Raw genomic sequence first — 23,755 nt, 5'->3', positions numbered from 1 at the left:
CACCCCAACCCTCTCCCCGTGAAGGACGGGGAGAGGGAGCGGAGAGAGTGCCGTTCGCTTCACGCCTTCGTTATCCCATCGATCTCCGCCATCTCCTCCGCGGAGAGCTTCCAGCTGATCGCCTTGACGTTCTGCTCGATCTGCTCGGGACGCGTCGCCCCGGCGATGACGCTTGCGACTTGCGGGCGGGCGGCGAGCCAGGAGAAGGCGAGCTCGAGCATGGAGTGGCCGCACTCCCTGGCAAACGCCTGCAGCTTCTCGACGATGTCCTCGTTGCGCGGCGTGACGTAGCGATCCTTCAACGCCGGCGCCTTGGCGAAGCGGGTATCGGCGGGTGCAGCGGCGCCGCGCTGGTACTTGCCGGTCAAGAGGCCGCTGGCGAGCGGGAAGAACGGCAGCAGGCCGAGATTGTATTGCTGCGTCGCCGGCAGCAGGTCCTTCTCGATGTCGCGCACCAGGAGGCTGTATTCGTCCTGGCAGGACACGAAGCGGTTCACGTTCATCTGGCGCGCGACGTACTCGGCTTCGGCGATCCGCCAGGCCGGGAAGTTGGAGTTGCCGATGTAGCGCACCTTGCCCTGGCGGACGAGATCGTCGAGCGCGCGCAGCGTCTCGTCGATCGGGGTGAGCGGATCGTAGTCGTGCTGCTGGTAGAGATCGATATAGTCGGTCTTCAGGCGAGTGAGGCTCGCTTCGACTGCGGACATGATGTAGCGCCGCGAGGCGCCCTGCTTGGTGCCGTCGGTCGCCATCGGCTTGGAGAATTTGGTGGCGAGCACGATGTCCTTGCGGCGGTCGCCCAGCACGGTGCCGAGCACGGTCTCCGAGCCGCCCATGCCGGCATAGATGTCGGCGGTGTCGAACAGCGTGATGCCGAGATCGATCGCCTTGTGGATCACCTTGCGCGAGGTCTCGAGGTCGGTGCGCTGGCCGAAATTGTTGCAGCCGAGGCCGACCGCGGACACGCGCAGCCCGGAGCCGCCGAGATTACGAATTTCCATGAGACAATCCTGTGGGATAGGCGAGGGGTGCCGCGTATTGTGACAAGCACACTAGGGCCCGGCAAGGTGCCGTCCTACCGCCGATCACGCATGACGATGTCGCAAAATGAGATGCCGCAAAAAAAGCGGTCCCGGTCAGACGCGGCGACTGACGGGGACCGCTTGGCGAAGATCTGAGACGGGGGGCCTGATCTGCGCGAGCGGAAGCCTAGCCGGGCTTTGTAACGTGCCGGTGACACCTCTGTTCAATCCACAGGCCGCGAAGATCCGCTCAGACAATCTTGCGATAGATGACGAAGCCCGGCTTGTCTGCGACCTTGTCATAAAGCTGCATCGCGGTGTGGTTGGTCTCATGCGTCTGCCAGTAGACGCGTGGCGATCCCGCGAGCTTGGCCTGCGCGTAAACCCCGTTGATCAACGCGCGGCCAACGCCCTTGCCGCGTGCGGCTTCGCTGGTGAACAGATCCTGCAAATAGCAGGTTGGCGCGATCGCCGTGGTCGAGCGGTGAAACAGATAATGCGTCAGCCCGAGCAATCTGCCGCCGGCGTCGGCGACCAGCGCGTGCACCGGCTCATAGGCATCGAAGAAGCGTTCCCACGTCATCGCGGTGATCTCGGGCGCGAGCGCGGTCGGCCCGGATCGCTCATAGAAGGCATTGTAGCCGTCCCACAGAGGAAGCCACTGGGCGTAGTCGTCGCGGGTGACGAAGCGGATGGTGACGTCGTCGGCCATGGAGGATTCCTGGATGATCCTGCGTTGCGGGCGATGTCTCCCGCACCGCTCGCAAGGTTCTACCGTCGCTATCTCGCAGGATCAATTGCGGACGAGGTCGCGCCTCACTCGGCGGCGCGCAGCAGCCGCGCCAGACGGCGCTCGCGCCCGGCGCGCTGGGCCCGATATTCATCGGCCTTGGCGGGATCGTCGGTGTGCCGCACGAGGTCGGTGACCGGCGTGTAGCTCAGCATGCGGCCGCCGTCCGGCAGTGCGGTGCAGCTGAAGCGCAGCACCTGGCCGTCGGCGAGGTTGAGATTGATCGGCGTGGAGTCGCCGGCGCGCATCATCGCGATGCGCTCGGCGATGAATGCGCTCAGCTCGTCTTCCGGCAGTTCAAAGGCGCCGGTGTCGCGGCCGTGATACATCAGCGCGACGAAGGGCGGCTTGCTCTCGGCCTGCGCATCCGACAGCGCGAAATAGTCGCGGAAGGCGCGGTTGATGAATTCGGCGCGGGTGTCGGCGTCGAGCAGCACGATGCCGATGTCGACCTGGTCGAGCGCGGCTGCGAGCCGCTCCGCGGTGGCGTGATGCTGCTGGTCCGCGGCAAAGGCGTCGATCCATTTCTGCCGTAGCATTCCGGTGATCACGGCGGTGCCGGCCGCGGTCGCCGCCAGCATCAGCATCCGCGCGACGTCGGCGGTGTCGTAACCGGGCAGCGCGCGATGATTGAGGAAGAACAGCGCCGAGGCGGCCACCGCGATCGCGGCGGAGATCAGCCCGGAGGTGATGCCGCTGATCGAGCTCGCAAGCGCCACGATGCAGACGAACAGCGGCGCGGGATTGGGGACGGCGACAACGAGGCGATCGAGCAGGAAGGCGGCGGATGCCGTGATCGCCGTCAGGGCCGGACCTGAAATTGCACGCCAGTCGAACCGCATGCGCGTTCTCGCTATCTATCAAACGAACGATAAAGCCGCAGTTTGACGACAGGGCCGCAACCGCGCCGGCATTTCCGTCCCGATCGTTAAGCGGGCGTTGCGGGGGCCGAACCAGCTTTCGCTGCTTTCAAATCAAATGATATGCAGACCGGCACGGAACCCGGTTCCGTGCCTGCGGGTTACCGCGTGCTTTGCTTGCAAGAGGACATTCGATGCCCGCCATTTCGCCGTCGCTGCTGCCGATCCTGATGCTGTTCGCCTCGAACGTCTTCATGACCTTCGCCTGGTACGGCCATCTCAAGTTCAAGGATCACTCGCTCCCCATCGTCATCATGGTGAGCTGGGGCATCGCCTTCTTCGAGTACTGGCTGGCAGTGCCGGCCAATCGCTGGGGCAGCGCGGTCTACTCGGCGGCGCAGCTCAAGACCATGCAGGAGGTGATCACACTGGTCGTGTTCGCCGCCTTCTCGGTGTTGTACCTGAAGGAGCCGCTGGGCTGGAATCACGCGCTCGGATTTGCCTTCATCGCCGCCGGCGCGTTTCTGATCTTCCACAAATGGGGCTAGAGCATCTTCGGTTCTGATTGAATCAGAACCGAAGCTCTAGATGCTTGTTTTGACGCGTTTTCTTCACGCGAACCGGTTTCCACTTCGCTCGAAAACGCTCTAACGCGCTTTGCGCCTGAGCTAGTGGTGCGGGGCCGGCTTGGCGGCCGGCGTCGTGACATGCGCGGGGCGTGCGTGGTCTTCGCCTTGCGTGCCGGTCACGATCAAGAGCGATGCCGCCAGCAGGATCGCCGCGGACAACGTCACGGTCACCAGTCCGACGGGGGTCTTCATCATGTCGCGCCGCTGTCTCTCCCGCGCCTTGCCGCGGATCAGGTGCTAACCGGAAATTGCTTGATTACGCCGGGATCGCCGTTGCCATGGTGATGTTGCTCGACAGCACCGTCACGGCGACGACCAGGCACAACGTCAGCGCGCCAAGCGCGAGCGACGCGGCGATCGCGTTCGTCAGCCGGGATGATGCCACCGGGGCAGGGCGGCTATCGAAGCCTGCCGTGCCGGACCACCGTTTCATGGTCTAAATCCCTCAGGCCGCGAGCGAATCACTCGCGACATCCGCGCGAATCTGCCGGTTGTCACCGGCAACATTGCGGCGGTGGCGCCGTCCAAAAATGGCTAAAATACGGCGGCGGCGCGGGTTTTGCCCGTTATTTGGGCAGTTTCCCCGTTATTCCCTGGATTCACACCCGGCCGTTCAGACGCCGGCCGCGAGGCGAGGCTCAGGCTCGGCCTCGGTACCAGGCTGCCAGTCCATCGAGACAAATCCGGGGGTCTGCTCGACCCGCTTGAGCCATGCGCGGATCGACGGAAAGGTCGCCAGGTCGAAGTCGCAGCGGTCGGCGACGTGGGTGTAGCCGTAGAGGGCGATGTCGGCGACGGTGAGCTGTCCGGCGGCGAAATAGGTGTGCTCCTTGAGGTGATTTTCCATCACCTGCAGCGCCGCATAGCCGCGCTCCATCCAGTCCTCCAGCGCGTGCGTCTGCAGGTCGCGTCCGCCCTTGACCAGCGACAGCCAGAAATAGGCGGCGCCGATGTTCGGCTCCAGCGCGTGCTGCTCGAAGAACATCCACTGCAGCGCCTCGGCGCGCTCGATCCGCGACTCCGGCGCCAGCGGCGTGCCGATCGCGACGTACCAGAGGATGGCATTGGACTCGGCGAGATGGCGGCCCTCGGCGACCTCGAGCAGCGGCACCTGGCCGCTCGGATTCTTGGCCAGGAATTCCGGCGTGCGGCTCTCGCCGCGCAGGATGTCGATCTCGATCGCCTCGTACGGCGTGTTCAGCACGGCAAGCGCCAGCCGGACCTTGTAGCTGTTGCCGGAGCGCTGCATCGAATAGAGCTTGTACATTGCGTCGTGGTTCACTCGGTCAGGGAGACGGTACGCTTAAAAATTGCGCGGCCTGTCACACCGCAACGCCGCTAAACAATGATGCTGACGGGGGTGCGTCGCAAGCCCTGCAGTGTGGAAAAAGTCGAAACGTCTACTGCACTGCACACGTGCAGAACGATTCCATCCACACGGCAGAACAACTCGGATCACGCCTGCGCGACGCTCTGCACGGTGCCGGTCGATCGCCAAGGTCGCGACCATGGCCGGCGCGCTGAAATTCACAAACCTTAACGCGCCATCCTTGGCGGCACGACGCGCCGGTCTGCGTTGACGACCCGCCGTTAGCGCTGTCAGGCAGGTTGCCGCGCGGCATTGTCCTCGGAGCAATCCGCGCTGGCGCATGCCGCCGAAGGGCCCTCCGGCAAGACCGGAGCGGGCTTGCCGGATATGAGTCATCCGGTGCCGGAACTTGCGGAAAATTGCGCGCGCCGCGAGCCATGCGGGAAAGTTTTCGTGCTTTACCGCCAAGCTTCTTGCGGTGCAGCGGCGACAGGCCTAGGGTGCCGCGATCCCATTCAAATCAAGTCGTGGCCCTACGGCTCACGACGTTTGCCAGGAGATGATAATGGCCTTCCTGTCCGCTGCGCTCGACCGTGTGAAGCCGTCCGCGACGATCGCGGTCACGGACAAAGCACGCGCGCTGAAAGCCGCGGGCCGCAACGTCATCGGCCTCGGCGCCGGCGAGCCTGACTTCGACACGCCCGCCAACATCAAGCTCGCAGCGATCCACGCGATCGAGGCCGGCAAGACCAAGTACACCGATGTCGGCGGCATTCCGGAGCTCAAGGAAGCCATCATCAACAAATTCGCGCGCGAGAACGGCCTGACCTACAAGCCGAACCAGGTCATCGTCGGCACCGGCGGCAAGCAGGTGCTCTACAACGCGCTGATGGCGACCATCAATCCGGGCGATGAGGTGATCATCCCGGCGCCGTACTGGGTCAGCTATCCCGAGATGGTGGCGCTCGCCGGCGGCGAGTCGGTGCCGGTGGTGTGCCCGGCCTCGACCGGCTTCAAGCTGCGTCCGGAAGATCTCGAGAAGGCGATCACGCCGAAGACCAAGTGGGTGATCCTTTGCTCGCCGTCGAACCCGACCGGCTCGGCCTATACGAAGAGCGAGCTCAAGGCGATCACCGACGTGCTGGTCAAGCATCCGCATGTCTGGGTGATGACCGACGACATGTACGAGCACCTCGTCTATGACGACTTCGTCTTCACCACGGCGGCGCAGGTCGAGCCGAGCCTGTACGACCGCACGCTGACCGTGAACGGCGTGTCGAAGGCCTACTGCATGACCGGCTGGCGCATCGGCTATGCCGGCGGCCCGGCGCAGCTGATCAAGGCGATGGCGACGATCCAGTCGCAGTCGACCTCGAACCCGTCGTCGATCGCGCAATGGGCGTCGGTCGAGGCGCTCAACGGTCCGCAGGACTTCATCGCCGCGAACAACAAGGTGTTCAAGGAACGTCGCGACCTCGTGGTGTCGATGCTCAACCAGGCGAGCGGCATCGAGTGCCCGCGGCCGGAAGGTGCGTTCTACGTCTATCCGTCCTGCGCCGGCACGATCGGCAAGAAGGCGCCGTCGGGCAAGCTGATCGACAACGACGAGGCGTTCGTCACCGAATTGCTCGAGAGCGAAGGCGTCGCCGTGGTGCAGGGATCGGCATTCGGGCTCGGCCCCGCGTTCCGCATCTCCTACGCCACCAAGACTTCCGATCTCGAGGATGCCTGCAAGCGCATCCAGCGCTTCTGCGGTAATCTGCGGTAGTTCGATCCGAAATCAAGAAACGCTCCCGCACCTGGTGCGGGAGCGTTTTTGTTTGTGTGCTGAAATCGCGCCGGTAGATTCGACGAGTCAAATCACATCCTGCTCACCTCACGCGCGTGTGTGCGAACATCGATGCCACACGCGGGAAGTTTTTACGGCGTCTTTGCGCGCTGCCTTGTTTTGGACACGAGCCTTCCTTCCTGTCCGCCGCGCAAATTCAGTTCACCTTGCGGAGACAGTTCAATGCGACTTTCGACCCTCACCCTTGCAGCGCTTGCGTTGCTGGCGCCGTTCGCCACCGCCAACGCGGCGCCTCAGGTTCAAGCCGGGGTCCTGCAATGCCAGGGCGGCGAGAATGTCGGCTTCGTTGTCGGCTCTGTCGCGCGCCTCGAATGCGTGTTTCAGAGCGGCGGCCGTCGGCCGGAGCCCTATGTTGCGACCGTGAAGCGGATCGGCGTCGACCTCGGCGTCACCGCGACGACCCAGCTCGCCTGGGCCGTGAGCGCGCCGACCACCCAGCTCCCGCGCGGTGCGCTGGCCGGCAGCTACGGCGGCGTCGGCGTCAACGCCTCGGTCGGCCTCGGTGCCGGCGGTAACTTCCTGTTCGGCGGCCCGAACAATGCCTACGCACTGCAGCCGGTCAGCGTGCAGGGCCAGACCGGCCTCAACGTTGCGGCCGGCATCGCCGGGATCGATCTCGAGCCGGTCGTCTACGGCGGTCCGCGCCGTCATCATCGTCACCACCGTCATCATCACCACCACTAGATTTGTCTTAACGCGTTTTCTTCACGCGAACCGGTATCCACTTCGCTCGAAAACGCTCTAATCTGGTCGGTGTCCGATCAAAGAGGCCCGCGAAAGCGGGCCTCTTTTTTGTTGTCTGTTGTTTGCTGTCCGTTGCTCGATCAATCGGCAGACGCTGAGGAACATAGCAGCGCCGCAACATCTCCTGACAATCGGTGGCCGGGCACCGCAAATTCTGGCTGGACGTTCGATGTTGTGGCATAGGATGCGAACGGCGCCGCAGACACGGCGCCGTTCGGTTCTCTGCTCGCGTCATGCCTCTCAGCCGGAGACTTCCCAACATGCGTCGCTTCACTCGCCTCGCCGGTGCTGCCATTGCCACGCTGACCGCAATCGTTGGCGCCAGCGCCCAACAGCCGATCCAGCGCGTGCAGGTCGGCGTCCTTGAATGCCGCGGCGGCGCGAGCGTTGGCTTCATCGTCGGTTCCGTGACCCATCTCGGTTGCGTGCTGCGCGCCAATGGTCTGCCTGAGGATCGCTACATCGCGACCATCCAGAAGGTCGGCATCGATCTCGGCATCACCCAGGAATCGGCGCTGGCCTGGGGCGTCTATGCGCCGGTGGAGCGGCTCGGGCCGGGTGCGCTCTCCGGCAACTATGCCGGCGCGCAGGGCAGTGCGACGCTCGGTGTCGGCGTCGGCGGTAACGTGCTGGTCGGCGGCTCCGACAACACGATCGCCCTACAGCCGCTCAGCGTGCAGGGCCAGGTCGGCATCAACATCGCCGCCGGCCTCGAAAGCCTGGAGCTGCGTCCGGGCCGCTAACGCGCGTCCGTGCGGTTGATCAGCTTGCCGAAGAAGCCGCTTGCTTCTTCGGCAACGATCCCGGGCGCCTCGGCGTGAACATAGTGCCCGCTCTCGACGAACCTGATCGAAGGTTCGCTCCAATAGTCTCCCAACCTGTCCGACCATTCGGGCGCGATCAACGGATCGCGGCGGCCCCAGAGAAAGCGCGACGGCACGTCGATGCGCGGCTGCGCCGGCAGCTTGCCTTCCAGCCAGAGCCGACGATTGGGCGCGGACGAGAGATACCAGTCGAAGCCGCCCTGGATGTTGCCCGGCTTCATGAAGTTGTCGACATAGGCTTCCAGCAGGTCGCCGAACACCGCGGGATCGTCGCCCGACCAGTGGTCGAGGAAATGCCGGAAGTAGAGCCGGCATGACTCGCGCGAGCTTCCGACCAATTGCGCGGCCCATGGCAGTTGCTGGAAGTATTGATACCAGACCTCGATCAGGTGGCCGGGCTGGCCGTAGCGATGGCCGAGGCCCGGATAGGGCGTGCAGAGATAGAGCGTGCCGATCAGCCGTTGCGGCTGTCGATGCGACATCGCCTGCATGACATAGGCGCCGAGATCGCCGCCGATCACGCCGAAGCGGTCATGACCTAGCGCGTCCATGACGGCAAACATGTCCAGCGCGTGGCGCTCCGCGGTGGCGGACGCATCGGGCCCCGGTGTCGGCTTGCCGGTGTCGCCGCAGCCGCGCAAGTCCGGCGCGATCAGTTCAAAACTGTCGCCGAGGCGCAGCATCAGCGGGCGCCACACCAGCCAGAACTCCGGCCAGCCGTGAAGCAGGAGCAGCGGCGGCCCTTTGCCGAAGCGCGCGATGTTGACGCGCAGGCCGCCGATATCGATCTTCTGTTGCGTGATGCCTGCCGCGGCTGCTTCCGCGAAGGCTTTTTCCAGCGCCGTCATGGGGACTCCCTGTGCTTTGCCGCAGGCTGTCCGCGTTCGCGCGTCCGGTCCAATACTCGTTCGATACGGTTGCAGAGCTATTGCGTATGACTGACGGTACCCGCCGCCGTGCTATACCGACGGCATGGAATTGCGACATCTCAGATATTTCGTGGCGCTCGGCGAGGAATTGAATTTCACCCGCGCGGCCGAGCGGCTGCACATCGCGCAACCGCCGCTGAGCCAGCAGATCCGTCAGCTCGAGGACGAACTCGGCGTGACGTTGCTGCAGCGGAATAGCCGTCCTGTCAGGCTCACCGAGGCGGGCGAGTTGCTGCTTGCGCGCGCCCGCTCCCTGCTCGCAAATTTTGAGGCCACGGTTGCGGACACGCGGCGCGTCGGGCGCGGCCAAGCCGGCAAGCTCGCGATCGGATTCGTCGGCTCCGCGATGTTCGCCGGTCTGCCCGATATCATAGGCAGCTATCGCGACGCCTGTCCCGACGTCGAGCTCGTGCTTGACGAGATGCTGGCGGCCGAGATTGCCGAAGCGCTGCGGCGACGCCGGATCGATGTCGGCTTCGCACGCCCGGCGCTATTGCCGGAGGCGGGTCTTGCCCAGCGCCTGATCCTGGAGGAGCCCTATGTCGCGGCGTTGCCGCGCGCGCATCCGCTTGCCGAGAGGGACGACATTGCGCTTGCCGAATTGTCCGATGATGCCTTCGTGCTCTATCCGGCGCGGCCGGCGCCATCGGTCACCGGCCTGATCGTCGCCGCGTGCCAGGCCGCCGGATTCACGCCGCGACTCGCGCAGGAGGTACTGCATCTGCAAACTGCGATTGGCCTGATCGCCGCCGGCGTCGGTGTATCGCTCGTCCCGGAGGCCGCGGCACGCGCGCAGACCGGTCGCGGCGTGGCGTATGTCCGCTTGGCCGCGCCGGCGGTGACGGCGCCGCTCACGATTGCGTGGCGTGAAGAAGATGTCTCGCCCGCCGTGCAGCGTCTGCTCGACCTTGCGACACGCTGGCGCGAGATTTCTCCGGGACTTGCGCGAAGGAACTGACGCAGCGGATGCAATTGTCCGGACGATGGCTCGGAATTGCAAACCTCCGCGACGCCGCACCGCAGCGACGTTTTCCCGCTTGCCAAATGTCAAACGCAGGCAGAGCATAAACGGTCGCCGACCCAATCATGGGCCGAGCTCCAAAACGAGGAGGCGGCAATGGGACAAGACGTCAGAAGTCCCCGAGGTCCACGGTGCATCGCATTGGTGGGCCCTTTCCAAAGCGGTAAAACCACACTTCTGGAAGCGATCCTGGCGCGCACTGGCGCCATTAAAACTGCCGGCAGCGTCGATGCCGGAACCTCCGTCGGCGATGCCAGCCCCGAGGCGCGTCAGCACAAGATGGGCGTAGGCCTGACCGCCGCCACCACCACCTTTATGGGGGACAGCTACACCTTTATCGATTGTCCCGGCTCGATCGAATTCGCGCACGATATGCGTGCAGCGTTGCCGGCAGTCGATGCCGCGGTCGTGGTCTGCGAAGCCGACGAGAAAAAGCTGCCGCAGCTGCAGATCATCCTGCGCGAGCTCGAGGAGCTCGGAATTCCCCGTTTTCTGTTCCTGAACAAGATCGACCGCGCCAACAAGCGCGTCCGCGAGACGCTTGCGACGCTGCAGCCGGCGTCGCGCGTGCCGCTGGTGCTGCGCCAGATCCCGATCTGGAACGGCGATCTGATCGAAGGCTTTGTCGATCTCGCACTGGAGCGCGCCTTCGTCTATCGCGAGCACAAGCCGTCGGAGGTAATGGCGCTCGAGGGCGGCAATCTCGATCGCGAGAAGGAAGCGCGCTTCTCGATGCTGGAGAAGCTTGCCGACCACGACGACGCGCTGATGGAGCAGTTGCTGGAGGATATCCAGCCGCCGCGCGATGCCGTGTTCGACGATCTCGCCCGCGAACTGCGCGAAGGGCAGATCTGTCCGGTGCTGCTCGGCGCTGCGAGCCGCGAGAACGGCGTGCTGCGCCTGATGAAGGCGCTGCGCCATGAGGCGCCCGGCGTCGCCGAGAGCGCCAATCGGCTCGGCATCAAGGATCAGAAGGATGCGCTGGCCTACGTGTTCAAGACCGTGCACTTGCAGCACGGCGGCAAGCTGTCGCTGGCGCGCGTGCTTGCGGGCCGGCTCGACGACGGCGCGACGCTGCAATCCTCAAGCGGCGAGAGCGGACGCGTCTCAGGCATCCTCGCGGTCTCGGGCGGGCATGACAGCAAGCGGCCGCAGGCCGAGGCCGGCGACACCGTTGCGCTCGGCAAGCTCGATGCGATCAAGACCGGGGATACGGTCTCGGGCGGCAAGACCGCGCCGGCCTCGCTGGTCAAGGTCGAGCCGGCCGCGGCCGTGCTGTCGATCTCGATTGCCGCGACCGACCGCAAGGACGACGTCAAGCTCGGCCAGGCGCTGCTGCGGCTGAACGAGGAAGATCCCTCGCTGACGATGATCCAGAACCCGCGCACCCACGACACCGTGCTGTGGGGGCAGGGCGAGATGCATCTGCGCGTGGCGCAGGAGCGGCTGAAGGACCGCTACGGCGTCAACGTCAAATCGCATCCGCCGGCGATCGGCTACCAGGAGACCATCCGCAAGCCGATCACCCAGCGGGGCCGGCACAAGAAGCAGTCCGGCGGCCACGGCCAGTTCGGCGACGTCGTGCTCGACATCAAGCCGAAGCCGCGTGGTTCCGGCTTCGAATTCCACGAGAAAGTGGTCGGCGGCGCGGTGCCGCGCAACTATATCGGCGCGGTGGAAGAGGGCGTCGTTGACGCGCTGGCGCGCGGCCCGCTCGGCTTCCCCGTGATCGACGTCGACGTCACGCTGACCGACGGTTCTTATCACAGCGTCGACTCGTCCGATCTCGCGTTCCGTACCGCGGCGCGGATCGGGGTCAGCGAGGGGTTGCCGCAGTGCCAGCCAGTGCTACTGGAGCCGATCCACATGGTCGAGATCGTCTGCCCGACCGACGCCACCGCCAAGATCAACGCGATCCTGTCGGCGCGCCGCGGCCAGATCCTCGGCTTCGACACCCGCGACGGCTGGATCGGCTGGGATTGCGTCCGCGCCACGATGCCGGAATCCGAGATCGGCGACCTGATCGTCGAGCTGCGCTCCGCCACCGCCGGCGCCGGCACCTTCACCCGCCAGTTCGACCGCATGGCCGAAGTGACGGGCCGCGCCGCCGACCAGATCATCGCCGCGCATCGCGACGCGGCGTGATCGAATTGTCATTCCGGGATGGTCCGAAGGACCAGACCCGGAATCTCGAGATTCCGGGTTCGATGCTGTCGCATCGCCCCGGAATGACGGGCCAAGATAGCGCCCGTGATTCCCTTCCTATGACGCAGTTTCCACCGTCATGCTTGAATCCCGCCGTAACCTGGCGCTGGCCTGCGCGCTCAGCGCGATGGCCGGCTATGTCGACGGCATCGGCTATCTGCATCTCGGCGGGCTGTTCGTCTCCTTCATGAGCGGCAACTCGACGCGGCTTGGCGTGACGCTGGCCGAGGGGCATTGGCAGCATGCCCTGGAAGCGCTGGAACTGATCGTGCTGTTCGTCGCCGGCGCCGCAGCCGGCAGCCTGATCGTGCTCAGCGCGCTGGCCCATCGCCAGCCCCTGCTCCTGCTCGTCGAGGCGTGGCTGCTCACGGCGGCGGCGGTGGCCTATGCCTATGGTCTGTCGAACGCCGCGGTCGCCGCCATCGTGCTGGCGATGGGGCTCGAGAACGCCGTATTCCAGCTCGAAGGCGGCGCCGGGCTCGGCCTCACCTACGTCACCGGGGCGCTGGTGAAGGCCGGCCAGCTGATCGCCGCCGCGCTCACCGGCGGTGCGGGCTGGGCCTGGCTGCCGAACCTGCTGCTGTGGGCGGCGCTGGTCGCGGGCGCGCTCGCCGGCGCGCTGGCCTATGGCTGGATCAACCTCGCGGCGATCTGGTTTGCCGCGGCCGCCGCGTTCGCCCTCAGCGCGCTGGTTGCCGCAACCGCGAAGCGGACGGATTGACAGCGCGCCCGCCTTGGCCGATGTCACCATCATGACGTCCTCAAGCAAAACCCGCGCCGCGTGCCTGATCGGCTGGCCCGCCGCGCATTCCCGCTCGCCGTTGATCCATCATTACTGGCTGCGCACGCTCGGCATCGAGGGCGGCTATGTGATCGAGGCGGTGCCGCCGGAGGATTTCAAGGATTTCCTGTTTCGCCTGTCGCTGCGCGGCTTCGTCGGCGCCAACGTCACCATTCCGCACAAGGAGCGCGCGCTGGCGCTGTCGGCACCGGATGAGCGCGCCCGTGCCGTCGGCGCCGCCAACACGCTGTGGTTCGCCGATGGCGAGCTGCGCTCGACCAACACCGATGTCGAAGGCTTCATCAACAATCTCGACGCCTGCGCGCCCGGCTGGGACAAGACGGAGGACGCGCTGGTGCTCGGCGCCGGCGGCGCGGCCCGTGCGGTGGTGTTCGGCCTGATCGAGCGCGGCATCGCGCGCGTGCATCTGGTCAACCGCAGCATCGATCGCGCCCGCGCGCTGGCCGGGCAATTCGGCGCGCGGGTTCATCCCGCGACCTGGGACAAGGTTGATGGGCTGCTGCCGCGCGCCGGCCTGCTGGTGAATACCACCTCGCTCGGCATGCATGGTCAGCCCGCGCTCGAGGTCGATGTCGGCCTGCTGCCGCAGGGCGCGGTTGTCTCCGACCTCGTCTATGTGCCGCTGGTGACGCCGCTGCTTGCGGCGGCAGAGGCGCGTGGTCTGAAGACCGCCGATGGACTCGGCATGCTGCTGCACCAGGCGGTGCGCGGTTTCGAATTGTGGTTCGGGCGGCGTCCGCAGGTCACGCCGGAACTGCGTGCGCTTGTTGAAGCCGATCTCACAAAGACTTGAGGCCTGGAATAGCATCTCCGGAACGGGGTCTGGTGTTAGTCCCCCCGCGTTCCCTCCCGGAGATCAGTCATGCCTGCCAGCCGCTCTCATCTCATTCGGCCGTTCATCGCGCTTGCGATGGTGACGGTGTCCACGCTCTACGCGCTCGCGCAGCAGCCGCCGACGCCGACCCGGGTGCGGGGAACCGTCGAGAGCGTCGACGGCGACACGCTCGCGGTGAAGTCGCGCAGCGGCGAGGACGTCAAGCTGCACATGGCAGGCAACATGGTGGTGCTCGGTCTCACCAAGGTCGCGCTGTCCGACATCAAGGTCGGTTCCTTCATCGGCACGACCACCGTGCCCGGCCCCGACGGCACGCCGAAGGCGGTCGAGGTGCATGTCTTCCCGGAGAACATGCGCGGCACCGGCGAAGGCTCGCGGCCCTACGATCTGAAGCCGAACAGCAGCATGACCAATGCGACCGTCGCGCAATCCGTCGTGAGCAATGACGGCCACACATTGCTGGTCAAATACAAGGACGGCGAGAAAAAGGTGGAGGTCGCACCCGATACGCCGGTCGTGACCTATGTTCCCGGCGACAAGGCGGACCTGAAGGCCGGCGCCAAGGTCATCGCTTTCATGAAGAAACTGCCGGACGGCTCGCTTGAGACCGATCGCGTCAGCGTCGGCCGCGACGGGCTTACGCCGCCGATGTGACGCGCAGCGTGTAGCCCGGATGGAGCGGAGCGAAATCCGGGAATCTTCCCAGGAAGGCGGTCCCCGGATTGCACTCCGCTCCATCCGGGCTACGGCACAACATGCAAACGCATCACCTGTCCGTTATCGCAGTAACGGCCCCCTCATCCGGTCCGTAGTTGTTGAACGGTCACCTTTCCCGCGAACGGGAGGTAGCCGCACGGAATACCTTCAACTCCCCGGTGTTCCCTGATTCGCCAGCCAAACCCATGAGGGACACCATGCCGAAATCGACGCTGTTCGCCGCATTGCTTCTTGTTGCCTTTGCCTCGGCTGCATCCGCGCAGCAGCCGCCGGCGGTGCGCATCCGCGGCACCATCGAGGCCGTCGACGGCGCCATGCTGTCGATCAAGTCGCGCGACGGCGCCGACATGAAGGTGCGGACCACCGACAACGTCGCGGTGTTCGGCGTCGCCAAGACCGATCTGTCGGAGATCAAGCCCGGTTCCTATATCGGCGTCACCGCGATGCCCGAACCCGACGGAACGCAGAAGGCGATCGCGGTTCACATCTTCCCGGAGAACCAGCGCGGCGCCGCCGAGGGCTTCCGCCCGTGGGACCTGCGCGCCAACTCGACCATGACCAACGCCACCGTCGCCGAGACCGTGAAGGGCACCGACGGCCAGAACATCACGGTGAAGTACAAGGACGGCGAGAAGAAAGTCGTGGTGCCGCCGGACACCCCGGTCGTCACCTTCGTCGCCGGCGACAAGTCGGAGCTGAAGCCGGGCGCCAAGATCATCATCTTCGGTGCGCTGAAGAAGGACGACGGCACGCTGGAAGCCAACCGCGTCAATGTCGGCCGCGACGGGATTGCGCCGCCGATGTGAGGCGAAGCGCGACCTCTCTCAACACGTCGTCCCGGCGAAAGCCGGGACCCATAGCCACCGATGACGATTGTTGAGAAGAGCTGTGGCCACAGCCGTGTTCTAGTCTCGCACGGCTGTGGTTATGGGTCCCGGCTTTCGCCCATAGGCGCTAAAATAGGATTTGCGCCTTGGATTCGCTTGTGATTCCAAGATGGAATGGCACACGAATCGCTTGTGAACAAAGATTGGGCGCGCGTTGTCGCCCGACTTGGCGGAGCCGAGGCTCTGAACATTAGCGCGCGCAAGACGAAGGCGTTTGTCCGTCCGCGGGAGATCAGCAATGCGGTCGACTTGCTGCGCCTGATCTTGGCTTATTGCCTTGGTGAGAAAGGGCTGCGGTTGACGGCGGCATGGGCCACGTCGGTTGGGCTTGTCGATATCTCCAACGTGGCTCTGTTGTATCGCTTACGTCAGTGCGGAGATTGGCTGGCAATCTTGGTCGAGCAGGCGCTTGCCGCCGCGGCGCCGAAGGCGAGCCGCGGTCGTCTGATCCGTATTGTTGACGCCACGACGGTCCCCAAGGCTGGGACGAGCGGCAGGAACAAGAACGCAGTGTGGCGTATCCATAGCGCGTTCGATCTTCCGCAGGAGCGCTTTGGTCACTTCGAACTGACCGATCAGCGAGCGGGCGAGACGCTGGATCGGATACCGGCGGTTGCCGGTGAGATCCGTCTTGCCGATCGCGCCTATCTGCAACCGGAGCGCATGGCGCATCTCGTCGATGCCGATGCGGACTTCGTGATCCGGGCCGGCTGGAAGAGCGCGCGCTGGCTCGATGCCGAAGGTAATCTTGTTGACCTCACTGCCGAACTGCGCAACGCCTCGGCGCGTGGCCTGATCGATCGGCCGATTTGGATAAAGCGCAAGTCAGGTGCGCCGCCGCTCGCAGTGCGTCTGGTTGCCGCGAAGAAGCCGGCGCAAGCTGCTGCGGCTGCGCGACGCAAGGCGCGCCGGACTGCACAAAAGGGAGGTCATCAGCTCTCCAGGCAAACACTTGACGCCGCAGATTGGGTGATCCTGGTGACCTCACTCAGGCCAGAGGACTTCACGACTGCAGATATCCTCGCCCTCTATCGGCTGCGATGGCGCATTGAGCTCGGCTTCAAGCGGCTGAAAAGCCTGATTGGCCTGAAGGGACCTCCCGGAACCGACGAGCGGTCCGCCAGACCCCATATCCTCGCTCATCTGCTGATCATTCTATTGCTCGAGCCGCTCGTCGACGAACTCGAAGACTCTCCCCGCTTGGCCGACGCCGCCTGACCCACCCAGTGACGTGGCGTCTGCTGCGCCAGCTCGTAGCTTCGCTACGGCAAGCGATCATTCCACAGCCCGCAATCGCTCTACTCTGCAGAGCCAGTCACGCTCTCCGGCGACATCTACGCGAGCCACCCAGACATAAGCGCCACTATCAGACTATGATCAAACTATCTTAGCGCCTATGGGCTTGCGCCGGGACGACGACTGTGGGCCGGATGGCGATTGCCTCACACCGCCAGCACGTGATCGTCGATCTCGGCGATGGTGTTGACGCCGCACAGTCCCATCGTGGTGGTGAGCTCCTTGCCCAGGATATCGATCGCCTTGGCGACGCCTTCCTGGCCGCCGGCGCCGAGGCCATAGGCATAGGCGCGGCCGATCATGCAGGACTTCGCGCCGAGCGCCAGCGCCCGCATCACGTCCATGCCGGTGCGGATGCCGCCGTCGAACATGATCTCGAGCTTCGAGCCGACCTCATCGACGATCTCCGGCAGCACCTCGATCGAGGACGGCGCGCCGTCGAGCTGGCGGCCGCCATGGTTGGAGACCACGATCGCCTGCGCGCCGGTCTTGGCGGCAAGCTCGGCGTCCTCGACGTCGAGAATCCCTTTGAGGATCAGCTTGCCCGGCCAGATGCTGCGGATCCAGTCGATGTCCTTCCAGTTCAGCGAGGTGTCGAACTGCGAGGCGGTCCATTCCGACAGTTTCGTCAGATCCTCGGTGCCTTTGACGTGGCCGGCAATGTTGCCGAAGGTACGGCGCTTGCCTTGCAGCACGCCTGACACCCAGGCGGGCTTGGTCGCGAAGTCGATCAGCTTCGACAGCGACCATTCCGGTGGCACCGTCATGCCGTTCTTGATGTCCTGGTGGCGCTGGCCGATCACCTGCAGGTCGACGGTCAACACCAGCGCCGAGCATTTCGCGGCGATCGCGCGCTCGATCAGCGACTTGATGAAGCCGCGGTCCTTCATGACGTAGAGCTGGAACCAGAACGGCTTGTCGACGGCGGCCGCGATGTCCTCGATCGAGCAGATCGACATCGTGCTCTGGGTGAAGGGAATGCCGGCCGCCTGCGCGGCACGACAGGCATAGATCTCGCCGTCGCCATGCTGCATGCCGAGCAGGCCGACCGGCGCCAGGATCAGCGGCATCGCGGCCGGCTCGCCGAGGATCGTGGTCGCCAGGGTGCGCTTGGACACATCGACCAGGATGCGCTGGCGGAACTTGATCTGCTGCAGATCTTCCGAATTCGCGCGCAGCGTATCCTCGGTGTAGGAGCCGCGGTCCGCATAATCGAAAAACGCCTTCGGCACCCGGCGCTTGTGCAGCTGGCGCAGATCTTCGATGCAGGTAATGTGCTTCATGGACGGTCCCGGCCCTTCTTCTGTATCGCAAGTTCGATGTCGCGAGCCTTGTTTAGGCAGCAAGTCTTGCGGGTGTTCGATCTTGCCGTCATCTAGCATGGATGGGGGAGCTGCCAAATCGAAGACGGATGGGAGAGCGCGATGACCCAATCAGGCTCCAAACCGAAAGCAAAAGCAGACGAGAACACCGAGAAGCGCCGGCTCGACGAGGCCCTGGAGGAGGGGCTGGAGGAGACGTTTCCCGGTTCCGACCCCGTCAATGTCACCCAGCCGGCCCCTACCAAGGGTGACCAGCACGTCAAGCGCACCGGCAAAGGGTAGGGACGACGTTCGTTCCCTAGGTTGCCGAAAGAGTAATAATGTTATATCTTTCAGTGCCTTAATGTAGAGGCACGGGGTTTAGCCCCGGTAATGATTCATCATATTTTTTGAAGTCCTTTTAGCGCCTGGCAGTCTATAAGGCCGATGCACGCTAGACTGGTAGGCGTTCAGGACTCTCTCGCCGGGTGGTTCGAGAGGTCCGTGTTGGGGGTTACATGAGCCGCAAATATTTCGGGACCGATGGAATTCGGGGCCGCGCCAATGGACTGATCACGCCGGAGCTCGCGCTCAAGGTGGGGCAGGCCGCGGGATTGGTGTTTCAGCGTGGCGATCATCGCCATCGCGTCGTGATCGGCAAGGACACGCGGCTGTCCGGCTACATGATCGAATACGCGATGGTCGCGGGCTTCACCTCGGTCGGTATGGACGTGCTGCTGGTCGGCCCGATGCCGACCCCGGCGATCGCGATGCTCACCAAGTCGATGCGCGCCGATCTCGGCGTCATGATCTCGGCGTCGCATAATCTGTTCGAAGACAACGGCATCAAGCTGTTCGGCCCGCAGGGCTTCAAGCTGTCCGACGATGTCGAGAAGCAGATCGAGCAGCTGCTCGACGAATCGCTCGACCGCCGCCTGGCGCAGAGCGCGAGCCTCGGCCGTGCCCGCCGCATCGACGGCGTCCATGACCGCTACATCGAATTCGCCAAGCGCACGCTGCCGCGCGATCTCTCGCTCGACGGCCTGCGCGTCGTGGTCGATTGCGCCAATGGCGCCGCCTACAAGGTGGTGCCGGAAGCGCTGTGGGAGCTCGGTGCCGACGTGGTGCCGATCGGGGTCGAACCCGACGGCTTCAACATCAACAAGGAATGCGGCTCCACCTCGCCGGAAGCGCTATCGCGGAAGGTGCGCGAGATGCGCGCCGACATCGGCATAGCGCTCGACGGCGATGCCGATCGCGTCATCCTGGTCGACGAGCGCGGCCACATCGTCGACGGCGACCAGCTGCTCGCGGTGATAGCGCAGAGCTGGAAGGAGGAGGGGCGCCTCGCCAAGCCCGGCATCGTCACGACCGTGATGTCCAATCTCGGGCTGGAGCGCTTCCTGCAGGGCCTCGGGCTGCAGATGGTCCGCACGCCGGTCGGCGACCGCTATGTGCTCGAGCAGATGCTGAGCGGCGGCTACAATCTAGGCGGCGAGCCGTCGGGCCATATCATCATGTCGGACTATTCGACGACCGGCGACGGTTTCGTCGCGGCACTTCAGGTGCTGGCCGTGGTGCAGAAGCTGCGCCGCCCGGTGTCGGAGATTTGCCGGCGTTTCGACCCGTTGCCGCAAATCCTGAAGAACGTGCGCTATCGCAGCGGCAAGCCGCTCGACGACGCCGAGGTCAAGTCCGCGATCACCGACGGCGAGAAGCGCCTCAACGGCCATGGCCGTCTGTTGATCCGCCCCTCCGGCACCGAGCCGGTGATCCGCGTCATGGGCGAGGGCGACGATCGTATCCTGGTGGAAGAGGTCGTCGACAACATCGTCAGCGCACTCGGCCACGCCGCCGCGGCTTAAGCCCCGTCCGGCCTCGTCAGCTCGTGATCCTGAGGAGCGCGCCCTTGCGCGCGTCTCGAAGGATGCACGGCCCATTGTCGCAATGTGGCGAGCGCCGGGCCGTGGACCCTTCGAGACGCGCTGAGCCTGTCATCGGGCCGCGCTTTGCGCGGACCCGTTGGCGCTCCTCAGGGTGACGGGGATAGAGTTTGGCCGCCGGCTGGCCACACAGCGCATCGCTGCCATCGGCTAACGCAACTGGTTTGCCTCACCTCCGCGTCGTACGACACGGAGGTATTTTTGCGAATCTGTCCGGGAATGCTGCATTGAACAAACCCGTCGTGAGCAAACAGGCGCTGGGCGAGCCGGTGCCGGTGCCGGAGTTGACGGCCGCGAAGGTCGCCGCCGCTGCGGGACCGGCCTATGTCGTGCTTGCCGGCATCAGCTTCTCGCACTTCCTCAACGACACGATGCAGTCGCTGATCGCTTCGGTCTATCCGATCCTGAAGGACAATTACGCGCTCGACTTCGCGCAGATCGGCATGATCACGCTGGCGTTCCAGTTCACGGCGTCGCTGCTGCAGCCGCTGATCGGGCATTTCACCGACAAGAAGGCGCAGCCGTTCTCGCTTGCGATCGGCATGGGCTTCACCTTTTTCGGTCTGTTGCTGCTCAGCGTTGCGCACACCTATGCTGTCATCCTGATCGCGGCTTCGCTGGTCGGCCTCGGCTCCGCAGTGTTCCACCCGGAATCGTCGCGCATCGCGCGGCTGGCGTCAGGCGGACGTTACGGCTTCGCGCAATCGGTGTTCCAGCTCGGCGGCAGTTTCGGCACCTCGATGGGACCGGTGCTCGCAGCACTGATCGTGGTGCCGTTCGGCCAGCCCTCGATCGCCTGGTTCTCCTCGATCGCGTTCCTTGCCATCGTGATCCTCTGGCGCATCGGCGTCTGGTACAAGCCGCAGATATCGGGCAAGAAGACGGCCGCCATCGCGCGGCATCCCGACCATCCGGATCAGCGGCGCGTGAAGATCGCGCTCATCGTGCTGGTCGCGCTGCTGTTCTCCAAGCAGCTCTATGTCTCGAGCCTGTCGAGCTATTACATCTTCTATCTGATCGACCGGTTCGGCGTCTCGACGCAGGCGGCGCAGCTCTATCTGTTCGTCTTCCTTGCCGCCAATGCCGCGGGCGCATTCATCGGCGGTCCGCTCGGCGACCGCTTCGGCCGCAAATACGTGATCTGGTTCTCGATCCTCGGCGCGCTGCCGTTCACGCTGGCGCTGCCCTATGCCGGCCTGTTCGCCAGCGCCGTGCTGACGGTGGTGATCGGTTTGATCATCTCGTCGGCGACGTCGGCGATCATCGTGTTCGCGCAGGAATTGATGCCGCATCGCTTCGGCATGATCTCTGGCGTGTTCTTCGGCGTCGCCTTCGGGATCGGCGGTCTCGGCGCCGCCGTGCTCGGCAAGCTCGCCGACCACACCTCGATCGCCTTCGTCTATCAGCTGTGCGCCTTCCTGCCGGCGATCGGCCTGCTCGCGGTGTTCCTGCCGAGGATGCCGCAGGCCGTGCGCTGAACGCTCGGCCGCGGACGCGACGCCCGCGTTAAGCATTCGCTAACACACCCGGCTCGCGTGCCTTGCGAACGGCGCGGATGCGTCAACGCTTCATTAGCACTTGTGGCGGGATCGCGATGTTTCGTCGCCAACCTGCGTCATTTATGGACCCATAAGCGACAGCCGCAGAGAAAGGTGAGAGAAAATCAACCTTAAAAATTAGGGTTAAGTGCCGCTTAAACATTTCCTGCCATCGTCCGGGCCGTGAGTTTCAGACGTGGGGCTTTCGTGTCGCCTCACTTGGCCCAAAAGGACGAAGCCAATGCGTAGCGTAAAGACCCTGATTGCCGCCGGTGCGGCATCTCTGTTGTCCTCGGCGGCGTTCGCCGCCGACATGCCCATCATGCCGCCGCCTCCGATGGCGTATGCTCCTCCGCCGGTCCAGGATTTCGGCGGCTGGTATCTGCGCGGCGACATCGGCATGACCAACACCCAGGCCAAGCTGCACGTCAACGCCTACGACACACTGCCGGCCGGCACCGCCTTCAACCAGTATGGCCACGGCTTCGACGGCGGCGTGCTCTACGGCATCGGCGTCGGCTATCAGTTCAACAGCTGGTTCCGCGCCGACATCACCGGTGAGTATCGCTCGAAGGTGAGCTTCAATGGCACCGATTTCTTCACGTTCCCCGGGCCCAGCCCGCTGAGCGACGCCTATCATGGCGGCATCCAGAGCTGGGTTGGCCTCGTCAACGTCTACGCTGATCTCGGCACCTGGGGCTGTTTGACCCCGTTCATCGGTGCCGGTGTCGGTGCCGCGACGATCAAGACCTCGGCCTTCTCCGACGTCGCGACGTTCCCGAGCGGGTCGGGCCTCACCAGCTCCTTCATCGCCGATGGCGCCACCAAGACCAACTTCGCCTGGGCGCTGCATGCTGGTGTCGCCTACAAGGTCACCAACAACTTCACGGTTGAACTGGCCTATCGCTACCTCGACATGGGCACTGCCGCCCACGGCCAAGGTCACTTCTTCGACGGCACGCCGGCCGGTCCCTCGAGCTTCCAGTACCGCGACATCACCTCGCAGGACGTGAAGCTCGGCGTGCGCTTCAACTTGCCGTGCTGCGACGTGCCGCCGCCGCCTCCGCCGCCGCTGATCCGCAAGGGTTAATTTCGGGCCTTCACGGTTAACGATTGCAACGGCGCGGGACCATCCCGCGCCGTTTTTCTTTGCCGCGTCATGTCGCGAACTTGCCGCGTCATGTCGCGCACTTCTGCAACTTGCGTGCTCGAAAACGGGCGGCGACAACGATTGGTTAAGGTTAACAGGCGATGATCAAACGCGAAATCGGTGCGGTGGATGGAGCGTTGCAATGCGTAGGTTGGTGCTGGCGGCGATGATGATTGGAACGGTGACCGGCGCGCAGGCTGCCGACCTGCCGGACTTTCCGATCCTGCGCGGCTCCTATGTCGATGCACCGAGCAGGAGCGGAAACTGGGAAGGATGGTACGTCGGCGGCCAGATCGGCTATTCCTCCGGCGACATCGATTTCAGCCACGCGCCAAGCGCGATGACCTCCTTCATGCTGCGCGAGAGCGTTCTGGCCGACCCGGTTTCGGGTTGGGCCCTGCTGCCGAAGAACCATGCGCAGAGCAACGGGTTCGGCGCGTTCGTCGGCCGCAACTGGCAATGGGACGACGTCGTGCTCGGCGTCGAGGCCAACTACAATTACCTGAACGGCCTCGAAAGTTCGGCGGGCGACTCGATGACGCGGCAGATCGTGAATCCCAAGGGCGAGACTCCTCCGAGCGGGCACACCTACACCTACAACACCACGTTGTCGGGGAGCGCCGCCTTGCAGGTCAAGGATGTCACGACCTTCCGCGGACGCGCCGGATGGGCGGCAGGCAACTTCCTGCCTTACATGTTCGGCGGTGTTGCGGTGGGACGCATGTCCGTGTCGCGTTCGGCGACGGTGTCGTTTGACAAGTACGATGCCTGGGCCGAGACCCAGACGGTCGGCAACAACACCGTTACAATTCAGCATAACGACTACCTGGGCTCAGGCAGCGCCGCCCAGACGGAGCAGCGGGTGAACAACTATGCGGTCGGCTGGACCGCGGGCCTCGGGCTTGAATATTGCGTGGTCGGCGGGTTGTTTCTCCGCGGCGAGTGGGAATATGTGCGCTTCGCGGCGGTCAAGAATATCGCCGTCGACATGAACAGCTTCCGGGTCGGCGCCGGCTACAAGTTCTGATCGCCGCTGCCGTAGCCGGCGACGGTTGACAGACCGGGGAGCGACTGCTGCTCTGTCGCCACACGGTGCGGAGCGCG

The 23,755-nt window shown here is 64.6% G+C and carries 24 protein-coding genes; 16 read left to right on the top strand and 8 right to left on the bottom strand.

From position 1 onward, the window contains the following. Positions 1-59: 59 nt before the first annotated feature. The 3 genes from ACVW1B_RS29435 to ACVW1B_RS29425 form a co-directional block, all read right to left on the bottom strand. Positions 60-1,001, bottom strand: a complete 942-nt coding sequence (locus ACVW1B_RS29435; protein ID WP_253606875.1) for an aldo/keto reductase — start codon at positions 999-1,001, stop codon at positions 60-62. Positions 1,002-1,272: 271 nt separating this feature from the next. Beyond that, on the bottom strand, positions 1,273-1,734 hold the full coding sequence (locus tag ACVW1B_RS29430) for a GNAT family N-acetyltransferase (RefSeq protein ID WP_076829882.1): 462 nt from the start codon (positions 1,732-1,734) through the stop codon (positions 1,273-1,275). A gap of 104 nt (positions 1,735-1,838) precedes the next feature. Further along, a complete protein-coding gene (locus ACVW1B_RS29425) occupies positions 1,839-2,654 on the bottom strand; it encodes a PAS domain-containing protein (RefSeq protein ID WP_456822619.1) in 816 nt (271 codons plus the stop codon). 212 nt (positions 2,655-2,866) lie between these two features. On the opposite strand from ACVW1B_RS29425, the gene ACVW1B_RS29420 reads away from it, so the two are divergent. Then, complete coding sequence (locus ACVW1B_RS29420; RefSeq protein ID WP_076829887.1) at positions 2,867-3,220, top strand: DMT family protein; 354 nt, start codon at positions 2,867-2,869, stop codon at positions 3,218-3,220. 120 nt (positions 3,221-3,340) lie between these two features. Here the strand turns inward: ACVW1B_RS29420 and ACVW1B_RS29415 are convergent, their stop codons facing one another. The 3 genes from ACVW1B_RS29415 to ACVW1B_RS29405 form a co-directional block, all read right to left on the bottom strand. Beyond that, positions 3,341-3,496, bottom strand: a complete 156-nt coding sequence (locus tag ACVW1B_RS29415; RefSeq protein WP_162832398.1) for a hypothetical protein — start codon at positions 3,494-3,496, stop codon at positions 3,341-3,343. Between the two features lie 61 nt (positions 3,497-3,557). Then, entirely contained in the window at positions 3,558-3,734 is a 177-nt protein-coding gene (locus tag ACVW1B_RS29410) for a hypothetical protein (RefSeq protein WP_456822618.1), read from the bottom strand. Between the two features lie 180 nt (positions 3,735-3,914). Next, the gene (locus ACVW1B_RS29405; RefSeq protein ID WP_028336064.1) at positions 3,915-4,568 is read right to left on the bottom strand and encodes a glutathione S-transferase family protein; all 654 of its coding nucleotides are present in this window, start codon (positions 4,566-4,568) and stop codon (positions 3,915-3,917) included. A gap of 607 nt (positions 4,569-5,175) precedes the next feature. On the opposite strand from ACVW1B_RS29405, the gene ACVW1B_RS29400 reads away from it, so the two are divergent. The 3 genes from ACVW1B_RS29400 to ACVW1B_RS29390 all read left to right on the top strand — a co-directional run bounded on the left by ACVW1B_RS29400 (position 5,176) and on the right by ACVW1B_RS29390 (position 7,946). Further along, positions 5,176-6,378: a pyridoxal phosphate-dependent aminotransferase gene (locus tag ACVW1B_RS29400; RefSeq protein WP_028340563.1), complete on the top strand. Its 1,203-nt coding sequence runs from the start codon at positions 5,176-5,178 to the stop codon at positions 6,376-6,378. A gap of 243 nt (positions 6,379-6,621) precedes the next feature. Then, the gene (locus tag ACVW1B_RS29395) at positions 6,622-7,143 is read left to right on the top strand and encodes a DUF992 domain-containing protein (RefSeq protein ID WP_456822617.1); all 522 of its coding nucleotides are present in this window, start codon (positions 6,622-6,624) and stop codon (positions 7,141-7,143) included. 320 nt (positions 7,144-7,463) lie between these two features. Beyond that, positions 7,464-7,946: a DUF992 domain-containing protein gene (locus ACVW1B_RS29390; protein ID WP_168859258.1), complete on the top strand. Its 483-nt coding sequence runs from the start codon at positions 7,464-7,466 to the stop codon at positions 7,944-7,946. On the opposite strand, the gene ACVW1B_RS29385 is transcribed toward ACVW1B_RS29390, so the two are convergent. Then, positions 7,943-8,875: an alpha/beta fold hydrolase gene (locus ACVW1B_RS29385; RefSeq protein WP_456822616.1), complete on the bottom strand. Its 933-nt coding sequence runs from the start codon at positions 8,873-8,875 to the stop codon at positions 7,943-7,945. The two genes, ACVW1B_RS29390 and ACVW1B_RS29385, sit on opposite strands and share 4 nt — an antisense overlap. A 124-nt stretch (positions 8,876-8,999) precedes the next feature. On the opposite strand from ACVW1B_RS29385, the gene ACVW1B_RS29380 reads away from it, so the two are divergent. From ACVW1B_RS29380 to ACVW1B_RS29350, 7 genes are all read left to right on the top strand, one after another. Further along, positions 9,000-9,914, top strand: a complete 915-nt coding sequence (locus ACVW1B_RS29380) for a LysR substrate-binding domain-containing protein (RefSeq protein WP_253606877.1) — start codon at positions 9,000-9,002, stop codon at positions 9,912-9,914. A gap of 159 nt (positions 9,915-10,073) precedes the next feature. Beyond that, entirely contained in the window at positions 10,074-12,122 is a 2,049-nt protein-coding gene (locus ACVW1B_RS29375; RefSeq protein WP_310883281.1) for an elongation factor G, read from the top strand. Between the two features lie 139 nt (positions 12,123-12,261). Then, positions 12,262-12,903, top strand: coding sequence for a YoaK family protein (locus ACVW1B_RS29370; RefSeq protein ID WP_253606879.1), 642 nt, complete (start codon positions 12,262-12,264; stop codon positions 12,901-12,903). 31 nt (positions 12,904-12,934) lie between these two features. After that, the gene (locus tag ACVW1B_RS29365; RefSeq protein ID WP_456792936.1) at positions 12,935-13,777 is read left to right on the top strand and encodes a shikimate dehydrogenase; all 843 of its coding nucleotides are present in this window, start codon (positions 12,935-12,937) and stop codon (positions 13,775-13,777) included. Positions 13,778-13,894: 117 nt separating this feature from the next. Beyond that, positions 13,895-14,473, top strand: a complete 579-nt coding sequence (locus tag ACVW1B_RS29360; protein WP_176937008.1) for a hypothetical protein — start codon at positions 13,895-13,897, stop codon at positions 14,471-14,473. Positions 14,474-14,733: 260 nt separating this feature from the next. Continuing rightward, entirely contained in the window at positions 14,734-15,342 is a 609-nt protein-coding gene (locus tag ACVW1B_RS29355; protein WP_092085248.1) for a single stranded DNA-binding domain-containing protein, read from the top strand. A gap of 195 nt (positions 15,343-15,537) precedes the next feature. Then, the gene (locus ACVW1B_RS29350; protein ID WP_076824845.1) at positions 15,538-16,641 is read left to right on the top strand and encodes an IS4 family transposase; all 1,104 of its coding nucleotides are present in this window, start codon (positions 15,538-15,540) and stop codon (positions 16,639-16,641) included. Positions 16,642-16,865: 224 nt separating this feature from the next. Here ACVW1B_RS29350 and ACVW1B_RS29345 read toward each other — a convergent pair whose 3' ends face one another. Further along, complete coding sequence (locus tag ACVW1B_RS29345) at positions 16,866-18,002, bottom strand: alpha-hydroxy acid oxidase (RefSeq protein WP_016846679.1); 1,137 nt, start codon at positions 18,000-18,002, stop codon at positions 16,866-16,868. 141 nt (positions 18,003-18,143) lie between these two features. Between ACVW1B_RS29345 and ACVW1B_RS29340 the strand changes: the two genes are divergently transcribed. The 5 genes from ACVW1B_RS29340 (at position 18,144) to ACVW1B_RS29320 (ending at position 23,678) form a co-directional block, all read left to right on the top strand. Continuing rightward, positions 18,144-18,323: a hypothetical protein gene (locus ACVW1B_RS29340; RefSeq protein WP_310883277.1), complete on the top strand. Its 180-nt coding sequence runs from the start codon at positions 18,144-18,146 to the stop codon at positions 18,321-18,323. A 215-nt stretch (positions 18,324-18,538) separates the two neighbouring features. Further along, a complete protein-coding gene (gene glmM, locus ACVW1B_RS29335) occupies positions 18,539-19,885 on the top strand; it encodes a phosphoglucosamine mutase (protein WP_016846677.1) in 1,347 nt (448 codons plus the stop codon). Between the two features lie 305 nt (positions 19,886-20,190). Next, positions 20,191-21,441 carry an MFS transporter gene (locus ACVW1B_RS29330; protein WP_456822615.1) on the top strand — a complete coding sequence of 417 codons (1,251 nt, stop codon included), beginning with the start codon at positions 20,191-20,193 and terminating at the stop codon, positions 21,439-21,441. A gap of 301 nt (positions 21,442-21,742) precedes the next feature. Continuing rightward, positions 21,743-22,591 (top strand): outer membrane protein, encoded by an 849-nt coding sequence (locus ACVW1B_RS29325; RefSeq protein ID WP_176937006.1) that lies wholly within the window; start codon positions 21,743-21,745, stop codon positions 22,589-22,591. A 202-nt stretch (positions 22,592-22,793) separates the two neighbouring features. Then, positions 22,794-23,678, top strand: a complete 885-nt coding sequence (locus ACVW1B_RS29320) for an outer membrane protein (protein ID WP_229190707.1) — start codon at positions 22,794-22,796, stop codon at positions 23,676-23,678. Positions 23,679-23,755: the final 77 nt, after the last annotated feature.

It is taken from the genome of Bradyrhizobium sp. USDA 4502 (genome assembly GCF_054063355.1).
This window is presented reverse-complemented; position numbering and strand designations above follow the sequence as displayed.